The sequence below is a fragment of the Streptosporangium sp. NBC_01469 genome (assembly GCF_036227305.1).
GTDB lineage: Bacteria > Actinomycetota > Actinomycetes > Streptosporangiales > Streptosporangiaceae > Streptosporangium.
The window spans coordinates 3,359,455-3,381,983 of sequence record NZ_CP109465.1 but is presented as its reverse complement, the minus strand read 5'-3'; the positions used below and the strand labels follow the sequence as shown (position 1 = coordinate 3,381,983).

Annotated in this window: 12 protein-coding genes and 1 tRNA gene; 7 read left to right on the top strand and 6 right to left on the bottom strand. The window is 72.5% G+C overall.

Annotated elements, in window-relative coordinates; translation table 11 throughout:
• Positions 1-27 precede the first annotated feature (27 nt).
• Positions 28-1,086, top strand: a complete 1,059-nt coding sequence (locus tag OG587_RS15340) for an MBL fold metallo-hydrolase (protein WP_329090824.1) — start codon at positions 28-30, stop codon at positions 1,084-1,086.
• Positions 1,087-1,138: 52 nt separating this feature from the next.
• Here the strand turns inward: OG587_RS15340 and OG587_RS15335 are convergent, their stop codons facing one another.
• Together OG587_RS15335 and OG587_RS15330 are read right to left on the bottom strand one after the other, a co-directional pair.
• A complete protein-coding gene (locus OG587_RS15335; RefSeq protein WP_329090822.1) occupies positions 1,139-1,558 on the bottom strand; it encodes an acyl carrier protein in 420 nt (139 codons plus the stop codon).
• 108 nt (positions 1,559-1,666) lie between these two features.
• Positions 1,667-8,776, bottom strand: coding sequence for a non-ribosomal peptide synthetase (locus OG587_RS15330; protein WP_329090821.1), 7,110 nt, complete (start codon positions 8,774-8,776; stop codon positions 1,667-1,669).
• A gap of 481 nt (positions 8,777-9,257) precedes the next feature.
• On the opposite strand from OG587_RS15330, the gene OG587_RS15325 reads away from it, so the two are divergent.
• A complete protein-coding gene (locus OG587_RS15325) occupies positions 9,258-10,694 on the top strand; it encodes a hypothetical protein (protein ID WP_329090819.1) in 1,437 nt (478 codons plus the stop codon).
• 254 nt (positions 10,695-10,948) lie between these two features.
• Positions 10,949-11,734 (top strand): tyrosine-protein phosphatase, encoded by a 786-nt coding sequence (locus tag OG587_RS15320; RefSeq protein ID WP_329090817.1) that lies wholly within the window; start codon positions 10,949-10,951, stop codon positions 11,732-11,734.
• A gap of 150 nt (positions 11,735-11,884) precedes the next feature.
• Here OG587_RS15320 and mshA read toward each other — a convergent pair whose 3' ends face one another.
• Positions 11,885-13,219 carry a D-inositol-3-phosphate glycosyltransferase gene (gene mshA / locus OG587_RS15315; protein WP_443075583.1) on the bottom strand — a complete coding sequence of 445 codons (1,335 nt, stop codon included), beginning with the start codon at positions 13,217-13,219 and terminating at the stop codon, positions 11,885-11,887.
• 595 nt (positions 13,220-13,814) lie between these two features.
• Here mshA and OG587_RS15310 point away from each other — a divergent pair.
• Positions 13,815-14,825, top strand: a complete 1,011-nt coding sequence (locus OG587_RS15310) for a hypothetical protein (RefSeq protein ID WP_329090813.1) — start codon at positions 13,815-13,817, stop codon at positions 14,823-14,825.
• Positions 14,826-14,965: 140 nt separating this feature from the next.
• Positions 14,966-15,817, top strand: a complete 852-nt coding sequence (gene mshB / locus OG587_RS15305) for an N-acetyl-1-D-myo-inositol-2-amino-2-deoxy-alpha-D-glucopyranoside deacetylase (RefSeq protein WP_329090811.1) — start codon at positions 14,966-14,968, stop codon at positions 15,815-15,817.
• 76 nt (positions 15,818-15,893) lie between these two features.
• On the opposite strand, the gene ctaD is transcribed toward mshB, so the two are convergent.
• The gene (gene ctaD, locus OG587_RS15300) at positions 15,894-17,594 is read right to left on the bottom strand and encodes an aa3-type cytochrome oxidase subunit I (RefSeq protein ID WP_443075582.1); all 1,701 of its coding nucleotides are present in this window, start codon (positions 17,592-17,594) and stop codon (positions 15,894-15,896) included.
• A gap of 376 nt (positions 17,595-17,970) precedes the next feature.
• Here ctaD and OG587_RS15295 point away from each other — a divergent pair, with 376 nt between their 5' ends.
• Positions 17,971-19,362: an NAD(P)/FAD-dependent oxidoreductase gene (locus OG587_RS15295; protein WP_329090809.1), complete on the top strand. Its 1,392-nt coding sequence runs from the start codon at positions 17,971-17,973 to the stop codon at positions 19,360-19,362.
• A gap of 144 nt (positions 19,363-19,506) precedes the next feature.
• The gene (locus OG587_RS15290; RefSeq protein ID WP_329090807.1) at positions 19,507-20,655 is read left to right on the top strand and encodes an NAD(P)/FAD-dependent oxidoreductase; all 1,149 of its coding nucleotides are present in this window, start codon (positions 19,507-19,509) and stop codon (positions 20,653-20,655) included.
• Positions 20,656-20,914: 259 nt separating this feature from the next.
• Here the strand turns inward: OG587_RS15290 and OG587_RS15285 are convergent.
• Positions 20,915-20,986: transfer RNA gene (locus OG587_RS15285), tRNA-Arg, on the bottom strand.
• 375 nt (positions 20,987-21,361) lie between these two features.
• Positions 21,362-21,781 (bottom strand): C40 family peptidase, encoded by a 420-nt coding sequence (locus tag OG587_RS15280; protein ID WP_329090806.1) that lies wholly within the window; start codon positions 21,779-21,781, stop codon positions 21,362-21,364.
• Positions 21,782-22,529: the final 748 nt, after the last annotated feature.

Below are 22,529 nucleotides of genomic sequence, written 5' to 3'. Positions count from 1 at the left end.
CCTGTGGCCGGAGGGAGAATGTGACCCGTGGAAGCACGGTGGGTCGAGGTGGCGGACCGGGTGCTGGTGCGGCGTTACGCCGAGCTGGACCTGTCGGTGGGGCTGGTCATGGGCGACGGCGGCTGCCTGGTGGTCGACACGCGGGGGGACGAGCGACAGGGGGCCGAGCTGCTCTCGGAGATCAGGAAAATCACCCGCGACCCGTGGACGGTGGCGATCACCCACTCGCACTTCGACCACAGCTTCGGCACCCGGCCGTTCCTCGGTCGCCCCGTCTGGGCACACGAGGGCTGCCGCGCCGACCTGGTCGAGAACGGCGACCGGGCCAGGGAGGAGTGGGCACGGTACTACCGGGATCTGGGACGCCCGGACATCGCCGACGACATCGCGAGGACCGAGATCGTGCCGCCGGACCATCTCGTGACCGACCGGGCGCGGCTGGTCGTCGGAGGCCGCCCGGTCGTCCTGGCCCACCTCGGTCGCGGCCACTCCGGCAACGATCTGGTCGTCCATGTGCCGGACGCCGGGGTGATCTTCGCCGGGGACCTCGTGGAGAACGGCGCGCCGCCCGCCTACGAGGACGCCTACCCCCTCGAATGGCCCGCCACGGTCGCCGGGCTGCTCGACCTGCTCGACGACGGTCCCGGCGGCGCGACCGGCCCCGGGAACGGCGACACGCCCATCTCCGGCTCCGTCTCCAGCCCCGGCTCCGGCTCCAGCCCCGGCTCCATCTCCAGCCCCAGCTCCAGCCCCGGCTCCATCTCCAGCCCCAGCTCCATCTCCGGCTCCGGCTCCGGCTCCGGCTCCGGCTCCGGCGACACGATCGTTTCCGACCCCACCTCCGACCCCGGCCGCGTGACCGGCCCCGGTCACGGTCACGGTCACGGCGGCACGGTCGTTCCCGGTCACGGCGACCCGGTCGACCGCGCGTTCGTCGTCTCACAGCACGCGGAGATCTCCGCACTGGCCCGTCTGTGCGAGCGGGTGACCGCGGGTCTCCTGTCTCCCGCCGACGCCGTACGCCTGTCGCCGTACCCCGAGGAGACCACCGGGATCGCCCTCGGCCGCGCGACGGGTCACCGCTGACAGGGCGGTCGCGCCGACGCGGGCGGGGAGGTCGATCAGGCCGACGGTCTCCTCAGGAGTGGGTGAGGTCGGTCAGGTAGGTGGTCAGGGCGTCCAGGTCCTGGAGGAACCAGGTGTCACCGCCGAAGTCGATCATGACGTCCAGCTCCGCCTCGATGAGGTCGACCAGGCGGATCGTGGCGATCGACGTGACCCCCATGGCGACGAACGAGTTGTCGGAATCGAGGATTTCCTGGGCGGAGAGTTCCCCGTCACACGCCGTGGACAGGGCCCCGGCCAGCCACAGCCGGAGAGCGTCCCCGGAAAGAGGGGCGCCCTCCCCCGCCGTTCCTCCGACCCGCTCGACCACCGCGGTCTGCCCGACAGGACCGACAGAACCGACAGTACCGGCGGGCTCCGCCGGTTCGGCCAGACCAACCAGACCCACCGGACCGGCCGGACCGACCTGACCGGCGACGTCTTGGTGACTCATCGAATACCTCCTGTGGGAGACCCCGGGTTCCAGCCCGGGAAGGGGGCCGGGTTCTCCCCCGGCCCGTCGGTCGTCGTGGGGAAAGTCATGGGGAAGGGGGAACCGCGGTCAGGGGCCGTCCGTGCCGAGCATCCGGGCGACCTCCTCGTCCGTCATCGCGGACAGTTCCTCCGTCAGGATCCGCTCCACCGCGACCGCGAGATCGGCCACCGTACGGTTCCTGAAGAGCTCTCGGATGGGAACGTCGATCCCGGCGGCGGTACGCAGGCGGGATCCGACGCGCACGACGAGCAGCGAGTGGCCACCCAGCGCGAAGAAGTCGTCGAACGCGCCGACCTTGCCGACACCCAGCACCTCCTGCCAGACGCCCGCCACGAGGATCTCCGCGTCGTTCCTGGGCTCCACGAAGGGCCGGTCCTCGTCGAGGTCGAAGCCGGGCGCGGGCAGCGCGCGGCGGTCGATCTTCCCTCCGGTGGTCAGCGGCAGCTCGTCCAGAGTCACCCAGACGTCGGGGACCATGTACGGCGGGAGCACCGCGGCGAGATCGCGCCGGAGCTCCACCGGGTCGGCCGGGCCCGCGACGTAGGCGACCAGCCTGTCCTCGCGGGCGGTCACCGCCGCCTGCCGCACGCCGGGGTGGGCGAGGAGGCGTCCCTCGATCTCGGCGGGCTCGATCCTGAACCCGCGGACCTTCATCTGGTCGTCGACGCGGCCCAGGAACTCCAGCAGGCCGTCCGCTCGCCACCGGACCAGGTCCCCGGTGCGGTAGAGCCGTCCCGCCTCAGGGTCGTCCAGGAAACGCTCGGCGGTGAGGTCCGGACGGCCGAGGTACCCCCGGGCGAGCCCCGCGCCGCCGAGGAGCAACTCCCCGGGGACACCGGGCGGCACACGGTGGAGGGACCCTTCTGAGCCGCCCTGCTGCGTGCGGCGCGAAAGCTCGGGCGTACGGCGCGGAAGCTCGGACGGCGTGTGGCGGAGGGACTCTCCCGAAACACCGGGCGGCGTGCGGTGCGTAAGCCCTCCGGAAACACCGGGCGGCGTGCGGTGCGTAAGCCCTCCGGAAACACCGGGCGGCGTGCGGTGCGTAAGCCCTCCGGAAACACCGGGCGGCGTGCGGTGCGTAAGCCCTCCGGAAACACCGGGCCGAGGGGCGACGACGACCGCCCGGGTGCCGCCGATCGGCCGTCCGATCGGCGGGCGTCCCTCGGTTTCGGCGGAACCGAGATCGGCCGCGGTGGCGATGACCGTGGCCTCGGTGGGCCCGTACGTGTTGACCAGCCGGACCCGGTCGCCGAACCTCTCCCGCCAGCGGGCCACGGCCTCCGCGTGCACCTGCTCGCCGCCGAGGATGACCAGCCGCAGCCGTTCCGGCCAGGCCACGTCGTCGATCTGGTCGACCAGCCGGTGCCAGTAGGCGGTCGGCAGGTCCAGCACGGTCACTTCGCGCCCCCGGGGTTCGGCGAGCACCTCGGGAAGGGTGACCGCGCCGCCCGGCAGGAGTTCGAGGGCCGCTCCCGAGGCCAGGGCGGGGTAGATCTCCTCGGCGTGCGCGTCGAAGCCGAGCGCGGCGAACTGGACCACCCGGTCTCCCGGTCCCAGCCCGTACGCCTCCCTCATCCAGGCCACCCGCTCGGCCAGGGCCCGGTGCTCCACCACCACGCCCTTGGGCTGCCCGGTGGACCCCGAGGTGTAGATCACGTATGCGGCGTCGTCCCCGCCGACGAGACGCGCGGGCTCCTCGGGCTCCTCGGCCTCCAGGTCGTCCAGGACCAGCACCGGGACGTCCCCCGGCGGCGGGCCGTCGAGGGGGCGGGCCGTCACCAGGAGGGCGGCTCCACTGTCGGACAGGATCGTCCCGACCCGTTCCTCGGGAAGTTCTGGATCGACGGGCAGGTAGGCGCCACCGGCACGCCACACGGCGAGCAGCGCCGCGACGACGTCGATCGACCGGTCCGCGAGGACCGCGACGACCGTCTCCCGTACGACACCGCGGCGCCGGAGCAGGGCGGCCAGCGAGGCGACGCGAAGCTCCAGGCTCGCGTAGGTCAGCGTCTCATCACCGCAACCCACCGCGGTCGCGCCCGCGTGCGCGGCGGTCGCCTCCGCGATGAGGTCCGGCACGAGGGGGCCCGGGACGTTGGCCGTCGCCGCCTCGTGAACGCGCAGCCGGGCGTCGTCCTCGTCGGTGCGCAGCGGCAGCTCGGAGAGGGCCCGGCGGGGGTCGGCGGCGACCGCGCGGCACAGGACGGTGAACCGGGCCGCGAGACGGGCGACGGTCTCGGCCTCGAACAGCTCGGCGTCGTAGCCGAGCACCAGGAAGAGCCCGTCGTCGCGCCGCCACATCTCCAGCATGAGGTCGAACTTGGCCTGCCGGTATCCGGCGTCGAAGAACTCCAGGTCCAGGTCGGCGAGGGAGTTTCTGACGCCGTCGTCCTGGCTGTGCAGGATGGCCATGGTCCGAAAAAGCGGCGTGCGGCTCAGGCCGCGCTCCACCTCCAGCTCCGTCACGAGCTTCTCGAACGGCACCTCCGGGTACGCCATCGCCTCCAGCAGGGTCGTCCGCGTACGGCCCACGAGGTCGGTGAAGGAGGGGTCTCCCGACAGGTCGCCCCGGAGGACCAAGGTGCCGGCGAGATAGCCGACGACCGGCTCCAGCTCGACGCGGTCCCGCCCCGCGTAGGAGGAGCCGACCATGATGTCGTCCTGGCCGGTGTGGCGGGCCAGCAGCACCTGGTACGCGGCGAGCAGCACCATGAAGAGGGTCGCCCCGCACTCCTGGGCCACCTCCTCCAGCCGTACGGCGAGGTCGGCAGGCAGGCGGAAGGAGTGGAACCCCCCGGTATGGGAGGAGATCGGCCGGCGGGGACGGTCGAGCGGCAGCTCCAGCACGGGAGGGTCGGCGAGCCGCTCGCGCCAGTAGCCGAGCGCCGCCCCGTCGTCGTGGCCTCGCTGCCAGAACGCGATGTCCCCGTACGTCACCGGCGGCTCGGTGAGACCGGGCTCGGTCCCGTTCCTGTGCGCGGCGTACAGGACGGCCAGGTCGTCGGCGAGGACGTTGAGCGACCAGCCGTCGCCCGCGATGTGGTGGAGGACGACGCAGAGCACGTGGTCCTGCTCGGCCAGGCGCAGCAGGCTGACCCGGAACGGGGGCGGGCCCGTGAGGTCGAAGGGGGCGTTGGTCCGCTCCGCGACCAGTCTCCGCGCCTCCCGCTCCCTCCCCGCGAGCCCCTCGGCGCTCTCTCCTTCGACTGCTCCCGAGCCGATCCTCCCCGCGAGTCCTTCGGCGCTTCCGGAGCCGTTCCTCCCCGCGAACCCTTCGGCGCTCCCAGAACCGTTCCTCCCCGCGAACCCTTCGGCGCTCCCAGAACCGATCCTCCCCGCGAACCCTTCGGCGCTCCCAGAACCGATCCTCCCCGCGAGTCCTCCCCCGGGCTTTTCCTCGGCGGCTCCCGTGCCCGCGAGCCGTTCTTCCGGCACGCCGCCCGCCGGTTCCTCACCGGTGAGGTCGATGTGCTCGATCAGCGGACCGGTCGCGCGGTCGGTGATCGCGACCGGCCCGCCGTCCACCTCCGGGTAGCGGGTGCGCAGGGTCTCGTGCCGCGCCGCCAGATCCCGGAGAGCGTGTTCCAGCGCGGCGGTGTCGAGATCGCCGCGCAGGCGCCAGACGGTGAACATGTTGTACGCCGCGTCGTCCGGATCGAGCCGGTGCAGGAGCCAGAGCCGCTCCTGCGCGGGCGAGAGCGTGAGCGGCGTACCGTCGGGACGCGGACGCAACGGGGCGGCACGACCGTCGCGGTCGTCCGCGAGACCGGATGCGGCGGCGCCGACGGCCTCGGCGAACCCGGCGATCGTCGGCCGGCCGAACAGCTCCCTGAGGGGAACTTCCACGTCGAGCAGCGCCGCGATCCGCGCGGTGACCTTGACCGCGAGCAGCGAGTGCCCGCCCAGGCCGAAGAAGTCGTCGTCGGCGCCGAGCCGGTCGGCGGCCACGCCCAGCACCTCGGCGAAGATCCCGGCCACCTGCCGTTCCAGGTGGCTCTCCGGCGAGCGGCCGTGCCCGGCGGACGGCCTGCCCGGCGCGGGAAGCGCCTTGCGGTCGAGCTTGCCGTTCGGGGTGAGGGGCAGCGTGGACAGCGGCACCACGACCGCGGGCACCATGATCGCGGGCAGTGACCGCGCGACGTGCTCCCGGAGTCCCGCGAGGTCCGGTTCCCCGATGGTCGCGGGGGTATCGGCGTCCGCGACGCCCCCGGCCTCGGTTCCGGTTCCCTCCACGGCCTCGGCAGCGACGGGCGAGGCCCGGACCACGTACGCCACCAGGGTGTCGTCGACGATCGCGGCGACCGCACGGGCGACCCGGGGGTGGGTCTCCAGGGCGGCCTCGACCTCGCCCAGCTCGATACGGTGGCCTCGCAGCTTCACCTGGCCGTCGGCCCGGCCGAGGAACTCCAGCCGCCCGTCCGCCAGCCACCTCACCCGGTCGCCGGTCCGGTACAGGCGTGAGCCCTGGGGGCCGAACGGGTCGGGCAGGAAGCGCTCCGCGGTCAGGCCCGGCCGGTTCAGGTAGCCCCGCGCCAGCCCCGTCCCCGCGATGAACAACTCGCCGACCACCCCGACGGGCACCGGGTCGAGCCTCTCGTCGAGCACGTGGACGCGGGTGTTGGCCAGCGGTCTGCCGATCGCCACCGCCCCCGGCTCGGCGGGCACCGGCTCGCGGGTGGACCAGATCGTCGTCTCGGTGGGCCCGTACACGTTCCACATCGCCCGTACGCGTCCCCGTAGCGCGCGGGCGAGGGCGGGCGGCAGCGCCTCGCCTCCGGCGAGGGCGGTCACCCTCGGCCCGTCGAATCCCGCGTCGAGGAGCGCCCGCCAGCCCGACGGCGTCGCCTGGACGTGCGTCACGCCGTGCGCGGCGGCGAGCCTCACCAGCGCGAGCGCGTCCGGCGCCTCCGCGCCGCCCGCGACGACCACCCGGCCGCCGGTGACCAGCGGGAGGAAGAACTCCAGCACGGAGATGTCGAACGACAGGGAGGTGAGCGCCAGCCAGACGTGGCCGGGTCCGGCGCCCAGCAGGTCCTTCATGGCCAGCAGCAGGTTGACCACGGCGCGGTGCTCGATCGCGACCCCCTTGGGGCGGCCCGTCGAGCCCGACGTGTAGATCACGTACGCGAGGTCGTCCGGTGTGGCGAGCGGCGCCGGGGGCGTACCGGGTTCACCGGCGAACGCCCGGGGGTCCTCGATGAGCAGGACCCGCGCGGCGCCCTCGGGAAGCCGTCCGCGCACGCACTCCTCGGTGAGGAGCAGCTCCGCGCCCGAGTCGCGCAGGACGAAGGCGAGGCGCTCGGCGGGGTAGTCCGGGTCGAGTGGCAGGTAGGCGCCGCCCGCCCTCATCACGGCCAGCAGCGCGACCAGCGTCTCCAGCGAGCGGGTGGCGCACACGGCCACGACGGCCCCGGGCCGCACGCCCTCGCGCCGCAGCCGGTTGGCCAGCCGGTTGACGCCCGTCTCCAGTTCCGCGTACGTCAGGCTCCGCCCCCCGCACGTGGCCGCGACCGTCCCGGGCTCGCCCGCGACCAGGTCGTGGAGGGTGGTCTCCGGGCGCGGGGCGGCGGTGTCGTTCCACGCGGTGAGGGTCAGCTCGCGTTCCGCCTCCGGCGGGAGGCCCAGCTTTGACAGTCTCGTGCCGGGGTCCTCGACGGCCCTGCGCAGCATGGCCGCGACGTGCTCCGCCATGCGCTCGGCCGTGCCGTGGTCGAACAGGGCCGTGCTGTAGACGAGCGAGAGTTCGAGGCCGCCGTCCCGCCGCCCGAACTCCAGCGACAGGTCGAACATCGCCGGCCGCGCGTCGCCCGGGTCGATCGGTTCGGCGGTGACGCCGGGCAGGGTCAGGGCGGTGCCCCGATAGTCGTGCGGGACGAGCTGGGCCTGGAACAGGGGGGTGCGGCTGAGGTCCCTGGGAATGTTCAGCTCGCTCACCAGGCGGTCGAAGGGCAGGTCCGCGTTGGTGTACGCCTCCAGGGCGGCTCGGCGGACCCGGACGAGCAGTTCCCCGAAGGTCGGGTCGCCCGACAGGTCCCCGCGGATCACCAGCGTGTTGAGGAAGAGCCCGATGAGCGGCTCCAGTTCGTCCCTGTCCCGTCCGGCGATCGGCGTACCGACGCAGACGTCCTCCTGGCCGGAGCGGCGCGACAGCAGGACCAGGTACACGGCGAGCAGCACCATGAACGGCGTGGTGCGGGTGCGCCGGGCGAGCTCGTCGACGCCGTCGGCCAGCTCGGCGGGGAGCCGGAGCAGGGCGCAGCCGCCCTCGGAGGTCCTGACCGGGGGACGCGGCCGGTCCGTCGGGAGTTCCAGCGTCGGCGGGTCGGCCAGCCTTCGCCGCCAGTAGCCGAGCCGCTCGTCCGTCAGGTCGTCCGAACGCTCGCGCTGCCACAGCGCGAAGTCCGCGTACTGGATCGGCGGCGGCGGCAGCGACGGCGGCTCGCCGGCCAGGAACGCGCCGTAGAGCGTGGCCAGTTCGCGCGCGAACACGCCGACCGACCAGCCGTCCACGGCGATGTGGTGGAACACGACGTAGATCGCGTGTTCCCGCTCGGACAGGCGCACCAGGCCCGCCCGGAGCGGCGGCTCGCCCGCCAGGTCGAACCGCCGCTCGATCTGCTCCCGGACGAGCCGCGCGGTCCGCGCCTCGCGGTCCGCCTCGGGAAGATCCGACAGGTCCAGCAGCTCCAGGTACGGCCGGTCGTGCCCCTCGTTCCCCTCGTTCTCCGAACCGGCCTCGTCCCGCGCTCCGGACCCACCCCGTGCCCCGATCTTCCCCCGTACCCCGGTCTCGCCCCGCGTCCCGGTCTCGCCCTGTGCTCCGGTCTCGCTCCGCGCTCCCGCCTCGCCCGGCGTCCCGGCAGCGTCGGCGTACGGCCGGTCGCCGGTCGGGCGCGGCTCGTCGACGATCTGGACGGGAGCGCCGTCCCTGCCGGGGAAGCGGGTCCGCAGGATCTCGTGTCTGGCCACGATCTCGGCGAGCGCCCGCTCCAGGGCGTCCGGGTCGAGCGGTCCCCTGAGCCGTTCGGCGATGAAGACGTTGTGGGCGGCGCCGGTCCGTTCCAGCCGGTCGAGGAACCACATGCGCTCCTGGCCGAACGAGAGCGGCAGCTCGCGGACGCCGTCGGGCCGGGGAGCGATCCCGTCCCGCGTGTCCCCCCGCGCGAGCGTGTCCATTCCTAGGCCTCCCGCCGGAAAGGCGCGGGAGCCGTTCTCATGACGGCCTCCCCACTGGCAGATCGCGAGCCCGAAAGGAGATCCCTCATAATCACGACAAAAGACTGTCAGATAAAAACATAAATCCGCAAGGACTAGACATTTAGCCTCGGATACCGAAGCCGCCTCAGAAGGGGGCGCTGACTTCGCTCCGGATCGCCCACTCCGCCACCGGACGTACCGCTGACATCATGTTGCCCGGCACTAGTTGCCGGTGCTCACAGCGCGAAGGCGGGGTGCGGGAGGTTGACCGCGCCGCCGCCGGGAGTGTCTGATCATTGTCGGCGAGCGGCTTCGCGGGCGGGTTCGCGGCTCGCGGAATCACGCCGGACCCGGTCCGGACGGTCGCCCACGACGTTCTCTCCCGCCGCTCGCCGTTCCGTCCGAACCATTTTCGGCTTCCGGCCCCGGGAGAGATTCCCGATATTCGAAGGCGGGGACTTTGTTGACCGGACCCGGCTGGTCTCCGGACGCGCGGGTGGTACGCGACGGGCCGCTCACCTGGGCCCAGCACGAGTGGGTCCAGTGGATCCCCACCGACACGGACACCTCCTACGAGGACAACATCTGCGCCGCCGTACCGGGGCGGGACCTGCCCGTCGGCCAGGTCGCCGCGGCGATACGCGACGTCCTCGCCCGGCACGAGGGGCTGCGGTCACTGGTCCGCCGCGGCGGGCGCGAGGACAGCCTCCAGTACGTCTGCCCGGTCGACGACCGGCTGGACGACGTGATCCAGGTGATGGAGGACGAGGTGTCCTTCAGGCGGCGGTTCGACACCCCGTGGCGGCGCACCTGCTTCAGGATCGGCGAGCAGTGGCCCGTCAAGGCCGTCCTGGACGCGGCGGGCGGGCACGTGCGCCGGATCGACCTCGTCGTCGACCACGTCGCGATCGACCCGTGGGGGATGCGGGTCCTCTGCGACGACCTGAACCACGCCCTTCGCGCGCGTGCCGCGGGCCGCGAGCCGTTCGGCTCCGGCCTCGCCGTCGAGCAGCCGATCGACGTCGCCCTCTCCGAGACCTCCCCCGCCGGGCGGGCCTACCAGCGGCGGGCCCTGGGCTACTGGGAGCGGCGGCTGGGTGAGATCGGCAAGGCGCTCGACGGCCACGTGCCCTTCGCGCCCTCGCGCGCCCCCCTCGGGCGGCCCGGCGAGCCCGGCCGGGGGGAGTTCCGCTCCTGCTGGCTGGCGTCCCGCCGCGCGGGGCACGCGGCCGGCGCCATAGCGCGGGCGACGGGCGTCTCCCCCTCCGCCGCCTTCCTCCTCGCCTTCGGCACCGCCGTCTGCGCGGTGGAGCGATCGTCGCGGGCCGGTATCTTCGCGATCTCGGCGAACCGCTTCTCCGCCGGGGCGGGACGGTCGGTGCGCAAGGCCACCATGACGATGCCCGTGCTCCTGCCCGCCGTGTCCACCGGCTCGCCGGGGACCGCGTACCGGAGGGCGCTGGCGGACTGCGCCGCCCAGCAGCTGTCCGGCCACCGCTTCGCCAACGCCGATCCGTACGCCACGGAGCGGATGTGCGAGGAGATCCTCGGCGACCTGTACAGGACCGGGGTGGCCTATCCCCGGTTCAGCTATATGGACGAGGGGGTCGCGGATGACCTCAACACGCTGTGGCCGGCGGGCGACGACGGATTCCCCGGCGACGAGGACGACCGGATCGTCACCTTCTCACCGCCCCGCCCGCTGGGCGCCCGCTACATGATGACCGTCCTGCACCGCCCCGCGGGCGCCGTGTTCAGCCTCCAGTGGAGTGACGCGACCGGCTGGGGGGAGACCGCGGAGGACATGCTCCTGTACGTCGAGGACCTGATGGTCTGGGCCGCGTCGGAGTGCGCGGGAGTCCCTCCGGCGCCCGGCGACACGATCCCCGCGCCCTGACGGGGGACAACGGCCACGAAACGGCGACACGACCCCCGCGACCCGACGGGGACGACAACCACGAGACAGCGGCACGATCCGGGCGACCCGACGCGGGACAACGGCCACGAGACGGCGACGCGGGCGGCGCCTCGAAACAAGACGGCGGCACGGGCGGCGCCTCGGAACAAGACGACGACGACGCGCGGCGGTCCGACGCGGGACGGTCGCGGCGAGTGCGGCGATGGCACGATGGGACACCGGGAGGGCCTCACATGGACGCTCAACGTGATGATCGAGGCCGCGAGGGACCGGCGGTCTCCGGAAACGCCGTCGTCCCGCGGGACCGGAACCTCGACTGGGACGGCTGCCACAACGTCCGCGACCTGGGCGGCCTGCGCACCGCCGACGGCCGCGAGACGCTCTGGGGCGCCCTCGTCCGCTCCGACGCCCCCGAGCGCCTCAGCCCGGCCGGATGGCGGGCGCTCACGGACCACGGCGTCCGCACGGTCGTCGACCTGCGCAACGACGGCGACTGGCGGGGCGGGACGGTGAGCCGTCCCGCCGGTCTGACCACCGTGCGCGTGCCCCTGGACGACCGGGGGGACACCGCGTTCTGGACCGGACTGGCCGAGGGTCTGTACGGCACGCCCCTGTACTACCGGCCTTTCCTGGAGCGGAAGGCGGAGCGGTGCGCCGCCGCCATATCGGCGATCGCCCGCGCCGAGCCGGGCGGTGTCGTCGTGCACTGCATGGCGGGCCGCGACCGCACCGGGCTCGTCACCCTGCTGATGCTCGCCCTCGCGGGCGTGCCGGCGGCCGACATCGCCGCCGACTACGAGCTGAGCGCCGAGCGGCTGCGGCCTCTCTTCGTCAAGCTCGGCGAGCCCGACGAAGGTCCCAGGATCCAGGCGATGCTCGCCCGCGCGAACACCACGGCCCGCGAGGTCATCGTGGCCACGGTGGAGTCGCTCGACGTCGAGTCCTACCTTCGCGGGGCCGGGCTCGGCGACGGCGACCTGACAGCGGCCCGCGCCCGGCTCGTCGGCTCCGTCACCTGAAAGCCCCATCGAGCGACGCCCCCACCGCCTGAGCGACGCCCCAGCGCTCCCGCTATCTGAGCGGCGCCACCACCTGAAAGCCCCGGAGCGACGCCCCCACCGCCCCGCACCAACCACCTCCACCGCCTGAGCGACGCCCCGGCGCCCCCGCTATCCGAGCGGCGCCACCACCCGGGGGCCGCCCGCGGGCCCGCCCGCCCGGGAGCCGCCTCCCCTCGGTTCCGCCAGCCGAACGGCGTCGGCGTACACCTCCGTCAGCCTGTCGACGGCCTGGTCCCAGCCGAACCGAGACGCGTGGGCGAGCGCGCCCTCGCCGAGGGCCCGCAGCAGCCTGGGCGCGGCCACGAGGTCGCCGAGCACGCGGGCGTACGCGGCCGGGTCGTGCCCGTCCACGAGCACGCCGGAGATCCCGTCCCGCACCGCGGTGCGGAGGCCGCCGACGGCCGCGGCGACCACGGGGGTGCCGCACGCCTGGGCCTCAACGGCCACCAGGCCGAACGTCTCGGCGTGGGAGGGCACCACGACGGCGGTCGCCGCCCGGTACCAGTCGGCGAGCCTGGGCTGCGGACAGGGCGGCTCCAGCCGTACCTGGCCGGTGATGCCGAGCGTGGCGGCGAGCTTGCCCAGGTGGTCGGGGCGCCCCCAACCGGCTCCGCTGGGCCCGCCCACGACCGCCACGACGAGGCGCCCGGCGAGGCCCGGGTCGTGGCGGATCATCCTGGCGGCGGCGTGCAGCAGGACGTCCGGCGCCTTGAGCGGCTGCACCCTCCCGGCGAACAGCAGCACGACGGCGTCCGGGGGAAGGCCGAGCGCGCGCCGGGCCTCGGCCCGCGAGCCGGGGCGGAACAGGGACAGGTCGACGCCGGGATTGACGGTCCGCACCCTGGCCGGGTCGGCCCCGTACAGCGTGACCAGCTGGCCGGCCTCCTGCACGGTGTTGGCGACGAGCCGGTCGGCGGCGGCCACCACCTCCGTCTCCCCCGCGATGCGCCCGGCCGGCTCGGGCTCGTCGCCCGCCGCGAGCGAGGCGTTCTTGACCGCGCCGAGCGAGTGCATGGACTGCACCAGGGGAACGCCCCAGCGCTCCTTGACGACCGCCCCCACCCGCCCGGCCAGCCAGTGGTGGGCGTGCACGAGGTCGTACCCGCCGGCCGGGCCTCGGGCGGCCCCCGCGCGCAGCATCTCGGCGGTGAACGGGCCGAGCGTGCCCGGCAGGTCGTTCTTGTCGAGTTCCCTGGGCGGGCCCGCGGCCAGGTGCCTGACCAGCACGCCGGGGGCGAGCTCGGCCAGCGGCGGCACGCCGGGGGCGGCTGCGCGCGTGAAGATGTCCACCTCGACGCCCAGCGCCGCCATCCGCCGGGCGACCTCGACGATGTAGACGTTGAGTCCCCCCGCGTCGCCCCCGCCCGGCTGGGCGAACGGGGAAGTAAGGACGCTGACGGTCGCGATCCTCCGGAGAAGGGGAAGGCGTCGCGGCACAGGCATTCACCTCCGCTTGAGCATTCGCCCGGGACGCGTCGTCCTCCGCCCCCGCGGCTGGGAATCTCCGGTGACCGGGACTCCGGCACCGGTGCCGGGTTCGCGGGCGGCGCGGCGCGAGCCGTCCCGCCTCCCGGGCAACCGCGCCGTCACAGGATCTCGGCGGGGGCGTGGAGAAGCCCGGCGAGGTACGGCCGCCGCACGCGGCGCCCCCGCCGTTCTCCCGGGACGGAATCCGGAAGTCGTGCCCGGCCATCGTGGGATCACGTGGGGCCGGGTGTGGTCGTCGCGATCCTGCGGGACACGCCGGTCGCGAACTGTGAATGATCAGACACTCTCGCCCGCGGCGTCGTCAACCTGTTGACGCGGGCGTCACGGCGCAGGACATTGACAACAATTGGCCACCCCGATGGTGCCAGCGCCCTGGTGTGCGGTTACGCTCGCGGCCCTCGGGAGAGGTCCGACGGCGGCTCTCCACAGCCCGCAGGCCCCTTGGTAGCGATGAGGAAAGCGATCCAGACAGTTCTTCACAACTATCTAGCAATGTTGTGCAATTTTCTGGCACACTCTGGCAAGAATAGCCGCAAGGGGGAAAAGGCTTGTGGGTGGACTATCTGACCAACTACGTGCCCTGGACGAGGACACCGCCTCCGTCTACTTCAGGGCACTTCACAGGGGCCACATCGGTACGGCCCGCGACGTCGCCGAAGAGCTCGATCTCGACCCCCGCACCGTCGAGGACGCGATAGAACGGCTGACCCGCCTGCACCTGCTCCGCCCGGAGCCGGGCCATCTGACCAACCTCGTACCGGTGAACCCGGAGATCGCCGCCGCCTCGCTGATATCGCCGATGGAGACGGAGATCCACCACCGGCGCGACCTGATCACCGGAATCCGTACGCAGATGCACTCCCTGATGCACGGATACGACGAGGTGCAGCGCACCAGGAAACCGGCGAACCCGGTGGAGGCGCTGCCCGGCGGCGCGGCCGTGCGCGGATCGCTGCACATGGCGGCGGCGGCGTGCGAGCGCGAGATGCTGAGCGTCGAGCCGAACGCGCCCTCCTGGGCCGACCTCGACGACACGCTGACGCGCAACCTCGCCATGCTGGAGCGGGGGGTGCGGCTGCGGATGCTCTACCAGCACAGCGCCCGTGCCGACCTGCCCACCAGGGGGCACATCAAGAAGCTCATCGCGGCCGGTGCCAGCGTGCGCACCACGCCCCAGCTCCCGAACCATCTCGTGATCTTCGATGGGGAGATCGCCTTCATGTCCCGGCCGGGCGAGGCGGGTGCGGCGCCGGGGGCGGTCGCCGCACGCGACCTGTCCGTCGTCGGGTTCCTGTCGGAGGTCTTCGAGCACCTGTGGAACTCCGCGATCCCCTACTCCGCCTCCGACCTGGGCTACCAGGGCGCGACGGACGAGATACAGCACGCCATCGTCACCCTGCTGGCCGAGGGCTTCACCGATGAGGCCGTCGCCCGCAGGCTGGGGATGTCCGTGCGCACCTGCCGCCGCCACATCGGCGCGCTGCTGCAGAACCTGAGCGCGGTGAGCCGGTTCCAGGCCGGGATCCGGGCCGCCGCGAGCGGATACGTCGACGCGAGGTGAACCCCCGCGGGGTTCCCGCCGCCGAGACCCGGCGGCGGGAGTCCCGTGCGAAGACCACCACGAAAACGCGGGAGCCCCGCGCGAAGACCACCGCGGAAACGCGGAGACCACCACGGAAACAGAGAGGGCGGAGCGGAGCCATGCCGTACGACCGTCGCATTCTCCTCGTCCACGCCCATCCCGACGACGAGTCCATCGGGACGGGGGCCACTATGGCGAAGTACGTCGCCGAGGGCGCGTACGTCTGCCTGGTGACGTGCACGCTGGGCGAGGAGGGCGACGTGGTCCCTCCCGAGCTGGGCCACCTCGCCGCCGGCCGGGAGAACCGGCTGGGCCCGTACCGCGAGGGCGAGCTGGCGGTGGCGTGCGCGGCCCTCGGCGTGGACGATCACCGCTTCCTCGGCGGGCCCGGACGCTGGCGCGACTCCGGCATGATGGGCTCGCCGTCCAACGACCACCCCGGCTGCTTCTTCCGCGCCGACCCCGACGAGGCCGCCGCGGAGCTGGTCCGCGTCATCAGGGAGGTAAGACCCCAGGTCGTCGTCACCTACGACGACAACGGCTACTACGGCCACCCCGACCACATCCAGGCCCACCGGGTGGCGTGGCGGGCGTTCGAGAGGGCCTCCGACCCGTCCTTCGGCGAGGGCGAGCCGTGGCGGCCCTCCCGGTTCTACGTCACAGCCATGCCGCTGGACGAGCTGGAGCGCGCGGTGGGCACCGGGCCGTTCAAGCGGGTCGGCTCCGTCGAGGAGTTCGGCTTCGGCGTCCCCGGCGAGCAGGTGACGACGCGGGTCGACGCGAGGGCGCATCTGGGCGCCAAGATCACCGCGCTGCGCACGCACCGCACGCAGCTGAGCGTGGACGGCTCGTTCTTCGCGCTCTCCGACAACGTGGGACAGCCCGCGCTGGGCGTGGAGTACTACACGCTGCTGGCGGGAGAGCCGGGGCCGCCCGGCGAGGACGGCCGCGAGACCGGCCTCTTCGGCTGACCCCACCCGTCCCGCACCGCCCTCGTTCACGTACGGCCCCGTTCACGTACGCCCCCGTTCACGTACGGCCCCGGGGTCAGATCTCCTCGTTGAGCCCGGCCGCCGGGTCGAGCTGGCGCTCCTGCATCGTCACCCTCGGGTGGTGCAGGTCGAAGGCCGGCCGCTCCGAGCGGATGGCCGGGATCGAGGTGAAGTTGTGCCGGGGCGGCGGGCAGGAGGTGGCCCACTCCAGCGAGTTGCCGAAGCCCCACGGGTCGTCCACCGTCACGCGTGGAGCGTGGCGCGCGGTGTACCAGAGGTTGTACAGGAACGGCAGCGTGGAGACGCCGAGCAGGAAGCCCCCGATCGAGGAGATCAGGTTGAGGTCGGTGAACCCGTCGAGCCTGCTGTAGTCGGCGTAGCGGCGCGGCATGCCCTCCGCGCCCAGCAGGTGCTGGACGAAGAAGGTGGTGTGGAAGCCGATGAACAACGTCCAGAAGTGCCACTTGCCCAGCTTCTCGTTCAGCATCTTGCCCGTCATCTTCGGCCACCAGAAGTAGAAGCCCGCGAACATCGCGAACACCACGGTGCCGAAGACCACGTAGTGGAAGTGCGCGACCACGAAGTACGAGTCGGTCACGTGGAAGTCGAGCGGCGGGGAGGCCATGATGACCCCGGTCAGCCCGCCTAGCAGGAACGTCACCAGGAACCCCACGGCGAACAGCATCGGCGTGTCGAGCGATATGTGACCCCGCCACATGGTCCCGACCCAGTTGAAGAACTTCACCCCGGTCGGGATCGCGATCAGGAACGACATGAACGAGAAGAACGGCAGCAGCACCCGGCCCGTGGCGAACATGTGGTGCGCCCACACCGTCATCGACAGGCCCGCGATGGCGATGGTCGCGCCGACCAGGCCGATGTAGCCGAAGATCGGCTTGCGGCTGAAGACGGGGATCACCTCGGTGATGATGCCGAAGAACGGCAGCGCGATGATGTAGACCTCCGGATGGCCGAAGAACCAGAACAGGTGCTGCCACAAGATCGGCCCCCCGGTCAGCGGGTCGTAGACATGGGCCCCGAACCTGCGATCGGCCAGCAGGACGAGCAACGCGGCGGCCAGCACCGGGAAGGCCATCAGCACCAGGACGCCGGTCAGCAGCGTGTTCCAGGTGAAGATCGGCATGCGGAACATCGTCATCCCGGGGGCCCGCATGCAGATGATCGTGGTGATGAAGTTGACCGAGCCGAGGATCGTACCGAGCCCGGACATCGTCAGGCCCACGATCCACAGGTCTCCGCCCACCTGCGGGGAGTGGGTCGCGCTGGAGAGCGGCGAGTATCCCGTCCAGCCGAAGTCGGCGGCGCCCCCCTCGGTGATGAAGCCGAAGAACACGATGATCCCGCCGAACAGGAAGAGCCAGTAGCTGACCATGTTGAGCCGGGGGAACGCCACGTCGGGCGCCCCGATCTGCAGCGGCATGACCACGTTGGCGAACCCGGCGAACAGCGGGGTCGCGAACAGCAGCAGCATGAGGGTGCCGTGCATGGTGAACAGCTGGTTGTACTGCTCCTGGGTCACCACCTGCAGCCCCGGGTGGGCGAGCTCCGCCCGGATGATCATGGCCATGATCCCGGCGAGCAGGAAGAAGACGAACGACGTTATCAGGTACAGGTAGCCGATGACCTTGTGGTCGGTGCTCGTGAGCCAGCGCACGACGATCGAGCCCGGCTCCTTCACGCGAGGTGCCGGCGGTGAGGTCAGCGGCTCCTCGCGTGACTGTTCGAAGGTCGTCACGACCCACCCCCTCAGAACCGGTTCGCCCCGGACCGGCCCGTTCCCGGAACCGGCCCGTCCTCGAACCGGCCTGTCCCGGGAACCAGCCGATCCTCGAACAGACCGGACCGTCCTCGAACCGGCGCGGCATCCGGATTCCACCGCCTTCCCCCGGCCATCCCCTGGGAAAGCGGCTCCCACTCGCCCGCCCGGCCATCTTGTCCGCGCGATGACCTGGCGATTAATCCCGCTTGTCTGCCTTCCTGCCCCCCTTGGCACACCGTTCGGGATCACGGGCCGTCCCCGCCGCACGGGCAACATAGGACGGCCCGTCGCGCTTGACCCGGGGGCGGACAGGGCACGCCGCTGGAAACGGAGTGCCGAAAGGAGCGACGTCATGGTCCAGCGACAACGGGTCGTCGTGATCGGAGGAGGGTTCGCGGGTTTCACCGCGGTCCGCACCCTCTCCCGGATCGCGAAGGGCGCGATCGAGATCGTCCTGATCAATCCGACCGACTACTTCCTCTACCTCCCGCTGCTGCCGGAGGTCGCGGCGGGCATCCTCGACCCCCGCAAGGTGGCGGTCCCGCTGGCGGGCGACCACCCCGGGGTGCGGCACCTGCTCGCCACGGCGGACACCGTCGACATCGAGGCGCGCCGCGTGAAGTGCACCGACGCCGAGGGCAACCACCGCGAGCTGGGCTACGACCGCCTGGTCATCGCGGTCGGCAGCGTCAACAAGCTGCTTCCCGTCCCCGGGGTCGCCGAGTACGCCCACGGCTTCCGCAGCATCGCCGAGGCCCTCTACCTGCGCGACCACCTGATCCGCCAGGTCGAGCTCGCCGACGCGTCCGACGACCCCGAGGAGCGCCGGGCCAGGTGCACGTTCGTGGTCGTGGGCGCCGGGTACACCGGGACCGAGGTGGCGGCGCAGGGTCAGCTGCTCACGCTCGCCATCCGCGCGCGCCGGCCGGGGCTGCGCGACCAGCCGGTGCGCTGGATCCTCGCCGACATCGCCCCGCGCATCCTCCCCGAGCTGGACGAACGCCTGTCCCGGATCGCGCACCGGACGCTGTCCGAGCGGGGCATGGAGATCCGCACCGGCACGAGCGTGGCCGAGGCGACGGCGGAGGGGGTCAAGCTCTCCGACGGGGAGTTCGTGGCGACCAAAACCCTGATCTGGTGCGTCGGCGTGCGCCCCGACCCGATGGTGGAGTCCCTGGGCCTGCCGACCGTGAAGGGACGCCTGCTCGTCGACGAGTACCTGAGGGTGCCCGGCCACCCGGAGATCTTCTCCTGCGGCGACGCGGCCGCGGTTCCCGACCTCACCCGGCCGGGCGAGTATACGGCGATGACCGCCCAGCACGCCGGCCGCCAGGGCAAGCGGGCCGCACGCAACATCGCCGCCTCCTACGGTCACGGGGAGCTCCGGCCGTACAAGCACCACGACCTGGGATTCGTCGTCGACCTGGGCGGGACCGGCGCCGCCGCGGACCCGCTGGGCGTGCCGCTGTCGGGCATGGTGGCCAAGGCGATCACCCGGGGCTACCACCTGTTCGCCATCCCGCGCAACCGGGTGCGCATCGCGGGAAGCTGGTTGCTGGACCTCCTGGTGCCCCGCCAGACCGTCCAGCTGGACGTGGTCCGCGGCCCGGCGGTCCCGCTCAGTTCCGCCACCCCCGAGCACCCCCACGGCTCGGGCGGGGAGGACCCGCCGAAAACGAACACCTCGCGGAAAACGGATGCTTCGCGAAAGACGGGCGCCTCGTCGCAGCCGGGCGATTCGTAAAGGACGGCGAGATTTTCGGCTCTCCCGGCGATGCTCGCCGAGAGCCGGGCAAGGGGCGGAGTGTGGCGAGGATCGGTACGCGCCACCCGTGAAGATCCACCGCGGCAGCGGTTCCCCCCGGGCGTACGGGGAAGGCTCACCGGGGTGGATGACGTGTGGGATCTGGTGGTCGTCGGCGGCGGGCCCGCGGGAGCGGCCGCGGCACTGCGCGCGAGACAGCTCAGGCCCGAGGCACGGGTCCTCCTGCTCGACAGGGCCGACTTCCCCCGCGACAAGGCCTGCGGCGACGGCATCGCCGCCCACGGGCGCGACGAGCTCACCCTGCTGGGCGTTCCCGACCTCATCGCCGACTACCGGCCGACGCGGCGCCTGGCGGTGGTCTCCCCCGGTGGCGCGCGCGTCTCCGCCACCTCCGCCAGGCCCAACCACGTCGTCCCCCGCAAGGTCTTCGACGCCCGCCTCGTCGACGCCGCCCGCGCCCGCGGCGTCGAGGTCCGCCGCCACCAGGTCCGCGCGCTCACCGTCCTCGACGACCACGTGGTTCTCGACGGCACCGTCACCGCCCGCGCCGTGGTCGCCGCGGACGGGGCCAACTCGACCGTACGGCGCCTCATCGGCATCTCCCCCTCCCCCGAGAGGCACACCGCGATCGCCGTGCGCGGCTACGCCGACGTGCCCGCCGACGACGACGTCCAGTCCATCTTCATGCAGCGGGACGGGTGGCCCGCGTACGCGTGGTCGTTCCCGATCGGCGACGGCACCGCCAACGTCGGCTACGGCATGCTCCTGCCCCGGCTGCACGCCACCGGCCTGCCGGGGAGGGAGGTGCTGCACGGACGGCTCGCCGAGCTGCTTCCCCACGTGAGGGCCCGCGACCTGCGCGCCCACCACCTGCCCCTGTCCCCCGGCCGCCCGACGCCGGGTTCCGGGCGGGTGATGCTCGCCGGTGACGCCGCCGGTCTCATCAACCCGCTCACGGGCGAGGGCATCTTCTACGCGCTGGTCTCCGGCCGGCTCGCCGGGGAGGCCGCCGTCCAGGCGGCGGGCGACCCGCTGCCCGCCTACCGGCGCGGGCTGGGAAAGGCCCTCGGGCGGCACCTGCGCACCACCGACGTGCTCGCCCTCGCCTCCCAGTCACCCGGCTTCATCGATGCCGCGATCGACACCGCCGCCCGCCGCAAGGAGGTGTTCGACCTGCTGGTCGACGTGGGGCTCGGGGCGGGCACCGTGCCGGTGCCGCTGGCGCTGGCCGTGGTCCGCCGCTGGCTGCTGAACGCCGTCCGCCGACGCTGAACACGGGCACCGGCCGGCGAACCGGCCACGCTCACCAGGACCTCTCCAGGATCCGGCCGGTCTCCCAGTCCCCCGGCGCTCGTCCCAGGCGGCCACGACTTCACCGGAGGCTTCGAGACAAGGGTGTGCGCAGACCCATGGTTGGCCCACAGCCGACGAGCGTCAACGAGAACGGGCGGGACTCCATGAGACTGGAATCCCGCCCGTTTCGGCGTTCTAGCTCCAGATCAGACCCGTACTCGGGCTGGCCTGGCTGGTGTGCCCCCTGCAAGATTCGAACTTGCGCTCCCGGCTCCGGAGGCCGGTGCTCTATCCCCTGAGCTAAGGGGGCCAACGCGTGATTACATTACCAGCATCCTGAGGGGAACCGACACTCGGTTAGGGAAGCGAGTGATCTACGAGACAGGGCGAGGGCGACGGGAAAGCCGGGAGTAAGGGGCCATCGGGACGGCCAGGCGCCGGCGGGACGGCGCAAGTAGAGGCCGGGTGAAACGGGGCACCGCCCGGAACGGAGCGGCGCCAGGCCGGAGCCGCTCCGAGATGGGGCAAGTCAGCGCGGACTGGGCCGGACAGAGCCGGACAGGGAACCGGGCCAGATCGGGACGAGTCGGGTAAGGCAGGGGCAAGTCAAGCAGGGGCAAGTCAAGCAGGGGTAGGTCAGGCAAGGGTAGGTCAGGCAGGGCCGAACGAGGCCGGACGGGGTGAGTCAGCGCGGGGTGGGGCGGACGGCGCCTCGGTAGCGGGAGAGGTAGTAGGGCGAGGCGGCGAAGTCGATCGTCCTGACGACGTCGCCGGTCTTGGGAGCGTGGACCATGACGCCGTCTTTGACGTAGACGCCCACGTGGGTCGGGTCTCCGGTGCCTCCGCCGAAGAAGACCAGGTCTCCCGGGCGAAGCTGGGAGAAGGGCACCCGGCGGCCCTGCCTGAACTGGGTGCCGGTGTAGTGGGTGAGCCTGGCCCCGGCCTTGGCCCAGGCGTGCAGAGCGAGCCCCGAGCAGTCGAAGCCCCCGCCGGTCGGGCCCGCGCTCGAACCGCCGCCCCACACGTACGGCCTGCCAACCTGGCGGAGTGCCGTGGTGGCCGCGATCTGCCCTCGCACAGGCAGGGCGCGTCCCCGCGAGGCCACCGCCCTCCCTCGCGAGGGTGCCGCCCGCCTCCCGGAGAAGGCCTTCCCCGGGGAAGAGACCGCCCGCCCGCCGGGGGAGGCTTTCCCCTGGGAGGAGACCGCCCCTCGACCGGAGGGCGCTTTCCTCCCCTCAGAGGGGCGCTGCGACCGCTTGGCACCCGCCCGCGAGGATTCCGGCCCGGAGATGGCCCGGGGACCCCTCCGCTCCGCCGAAGAGGACGAGTCGCCCCACACCTCCGAGGTGCCTGAGGGCTCCACCGGCCCTCCCGTCTCCGGACCGAAAGAGTCGAACGCCCACTCATCGTCCGCTTTCGAGGGCTTGGGCAGCCATTCGCCGACCGGAGCCAGGACCAGGGCTGGGGCCGGGGCTGGGAAGGAGCCCCGCGAGGACGTCGATCGGCCGCCGTCCGCGTTCGGAGAGAGCGAGGACCATGGCTCGCACGCTGCGGCGAGGGCAGCGCGGATCTCCTCCGGCAGCCAGTGAGGGATCCTGTCCGGCGGGACGGCCGAAGAGAGGGAGAGGAGGCGACCCCAGGCGTCGCAGGCTTCCGGGGAGAGGCGGGGCGCGGGGAACTGGGAGCTTCCCGCGAGTGCCGCCGAGAGGATGGTGACGGTGACGAGTGTCGTGATCACGCAAGCCCTCCTTGGGCTCGATGAAGGATCGAGGCCCCAGGATCGGCGGGATGAGGTGATCACCAACGAGCCGAACGTGATTCTGTGGATAACGCGTGGACCATCCAGCCAGGAA

What these genes read in the sequence shown, in the direction of transcription:
- OG587_RS15320 (WP_329090817.1), top strand. Translation starts at nt 10,949, where the DNA reads ATGGACGCTCAACGTGATGATCGAGGCCGCGAGGGACCGGCGGTCTCC.
- mshA (WP_443075583.1), bottom strand. Translation starts at nt 13,219, where the DNA reads ATGCCTGTGCCGCGACGCCTTCCCCTTCTCCGGAGGATCGCGACCGTC.
- OG587_RS15335 (WP_329090822.1), bottom strand. Translation starts at nt 1,558, where the DNA reads ATGAGTCACCAAGACGTCGCCGGTCAGGTCGGTCCGGCCGGTCCGGTG.
- OG587_RS15295 (WP_329090809.1), top strand. Translation starts at nt 17,971, where the DNA reads ATGGTCCAGCGACAACGGGTCGTCGTGATCGGAGGAGGGTTCGCGGGT.
- OG587_RS15330 (WP_329090821.1), bottom strand. Translation starts at nt 8,776, where the DNA reads ATGGACACGCTCGCGCGGGGGGACACGCGGGACGGGATCGCTCCCCGG.
- mshB (WP_329090811.1), top strand. Translation starts at nt 14,966, where the DNA reads ATGCCGTACGACCGTCGCATTCTCCTCGTCCACGCCCATCCCGACGAC.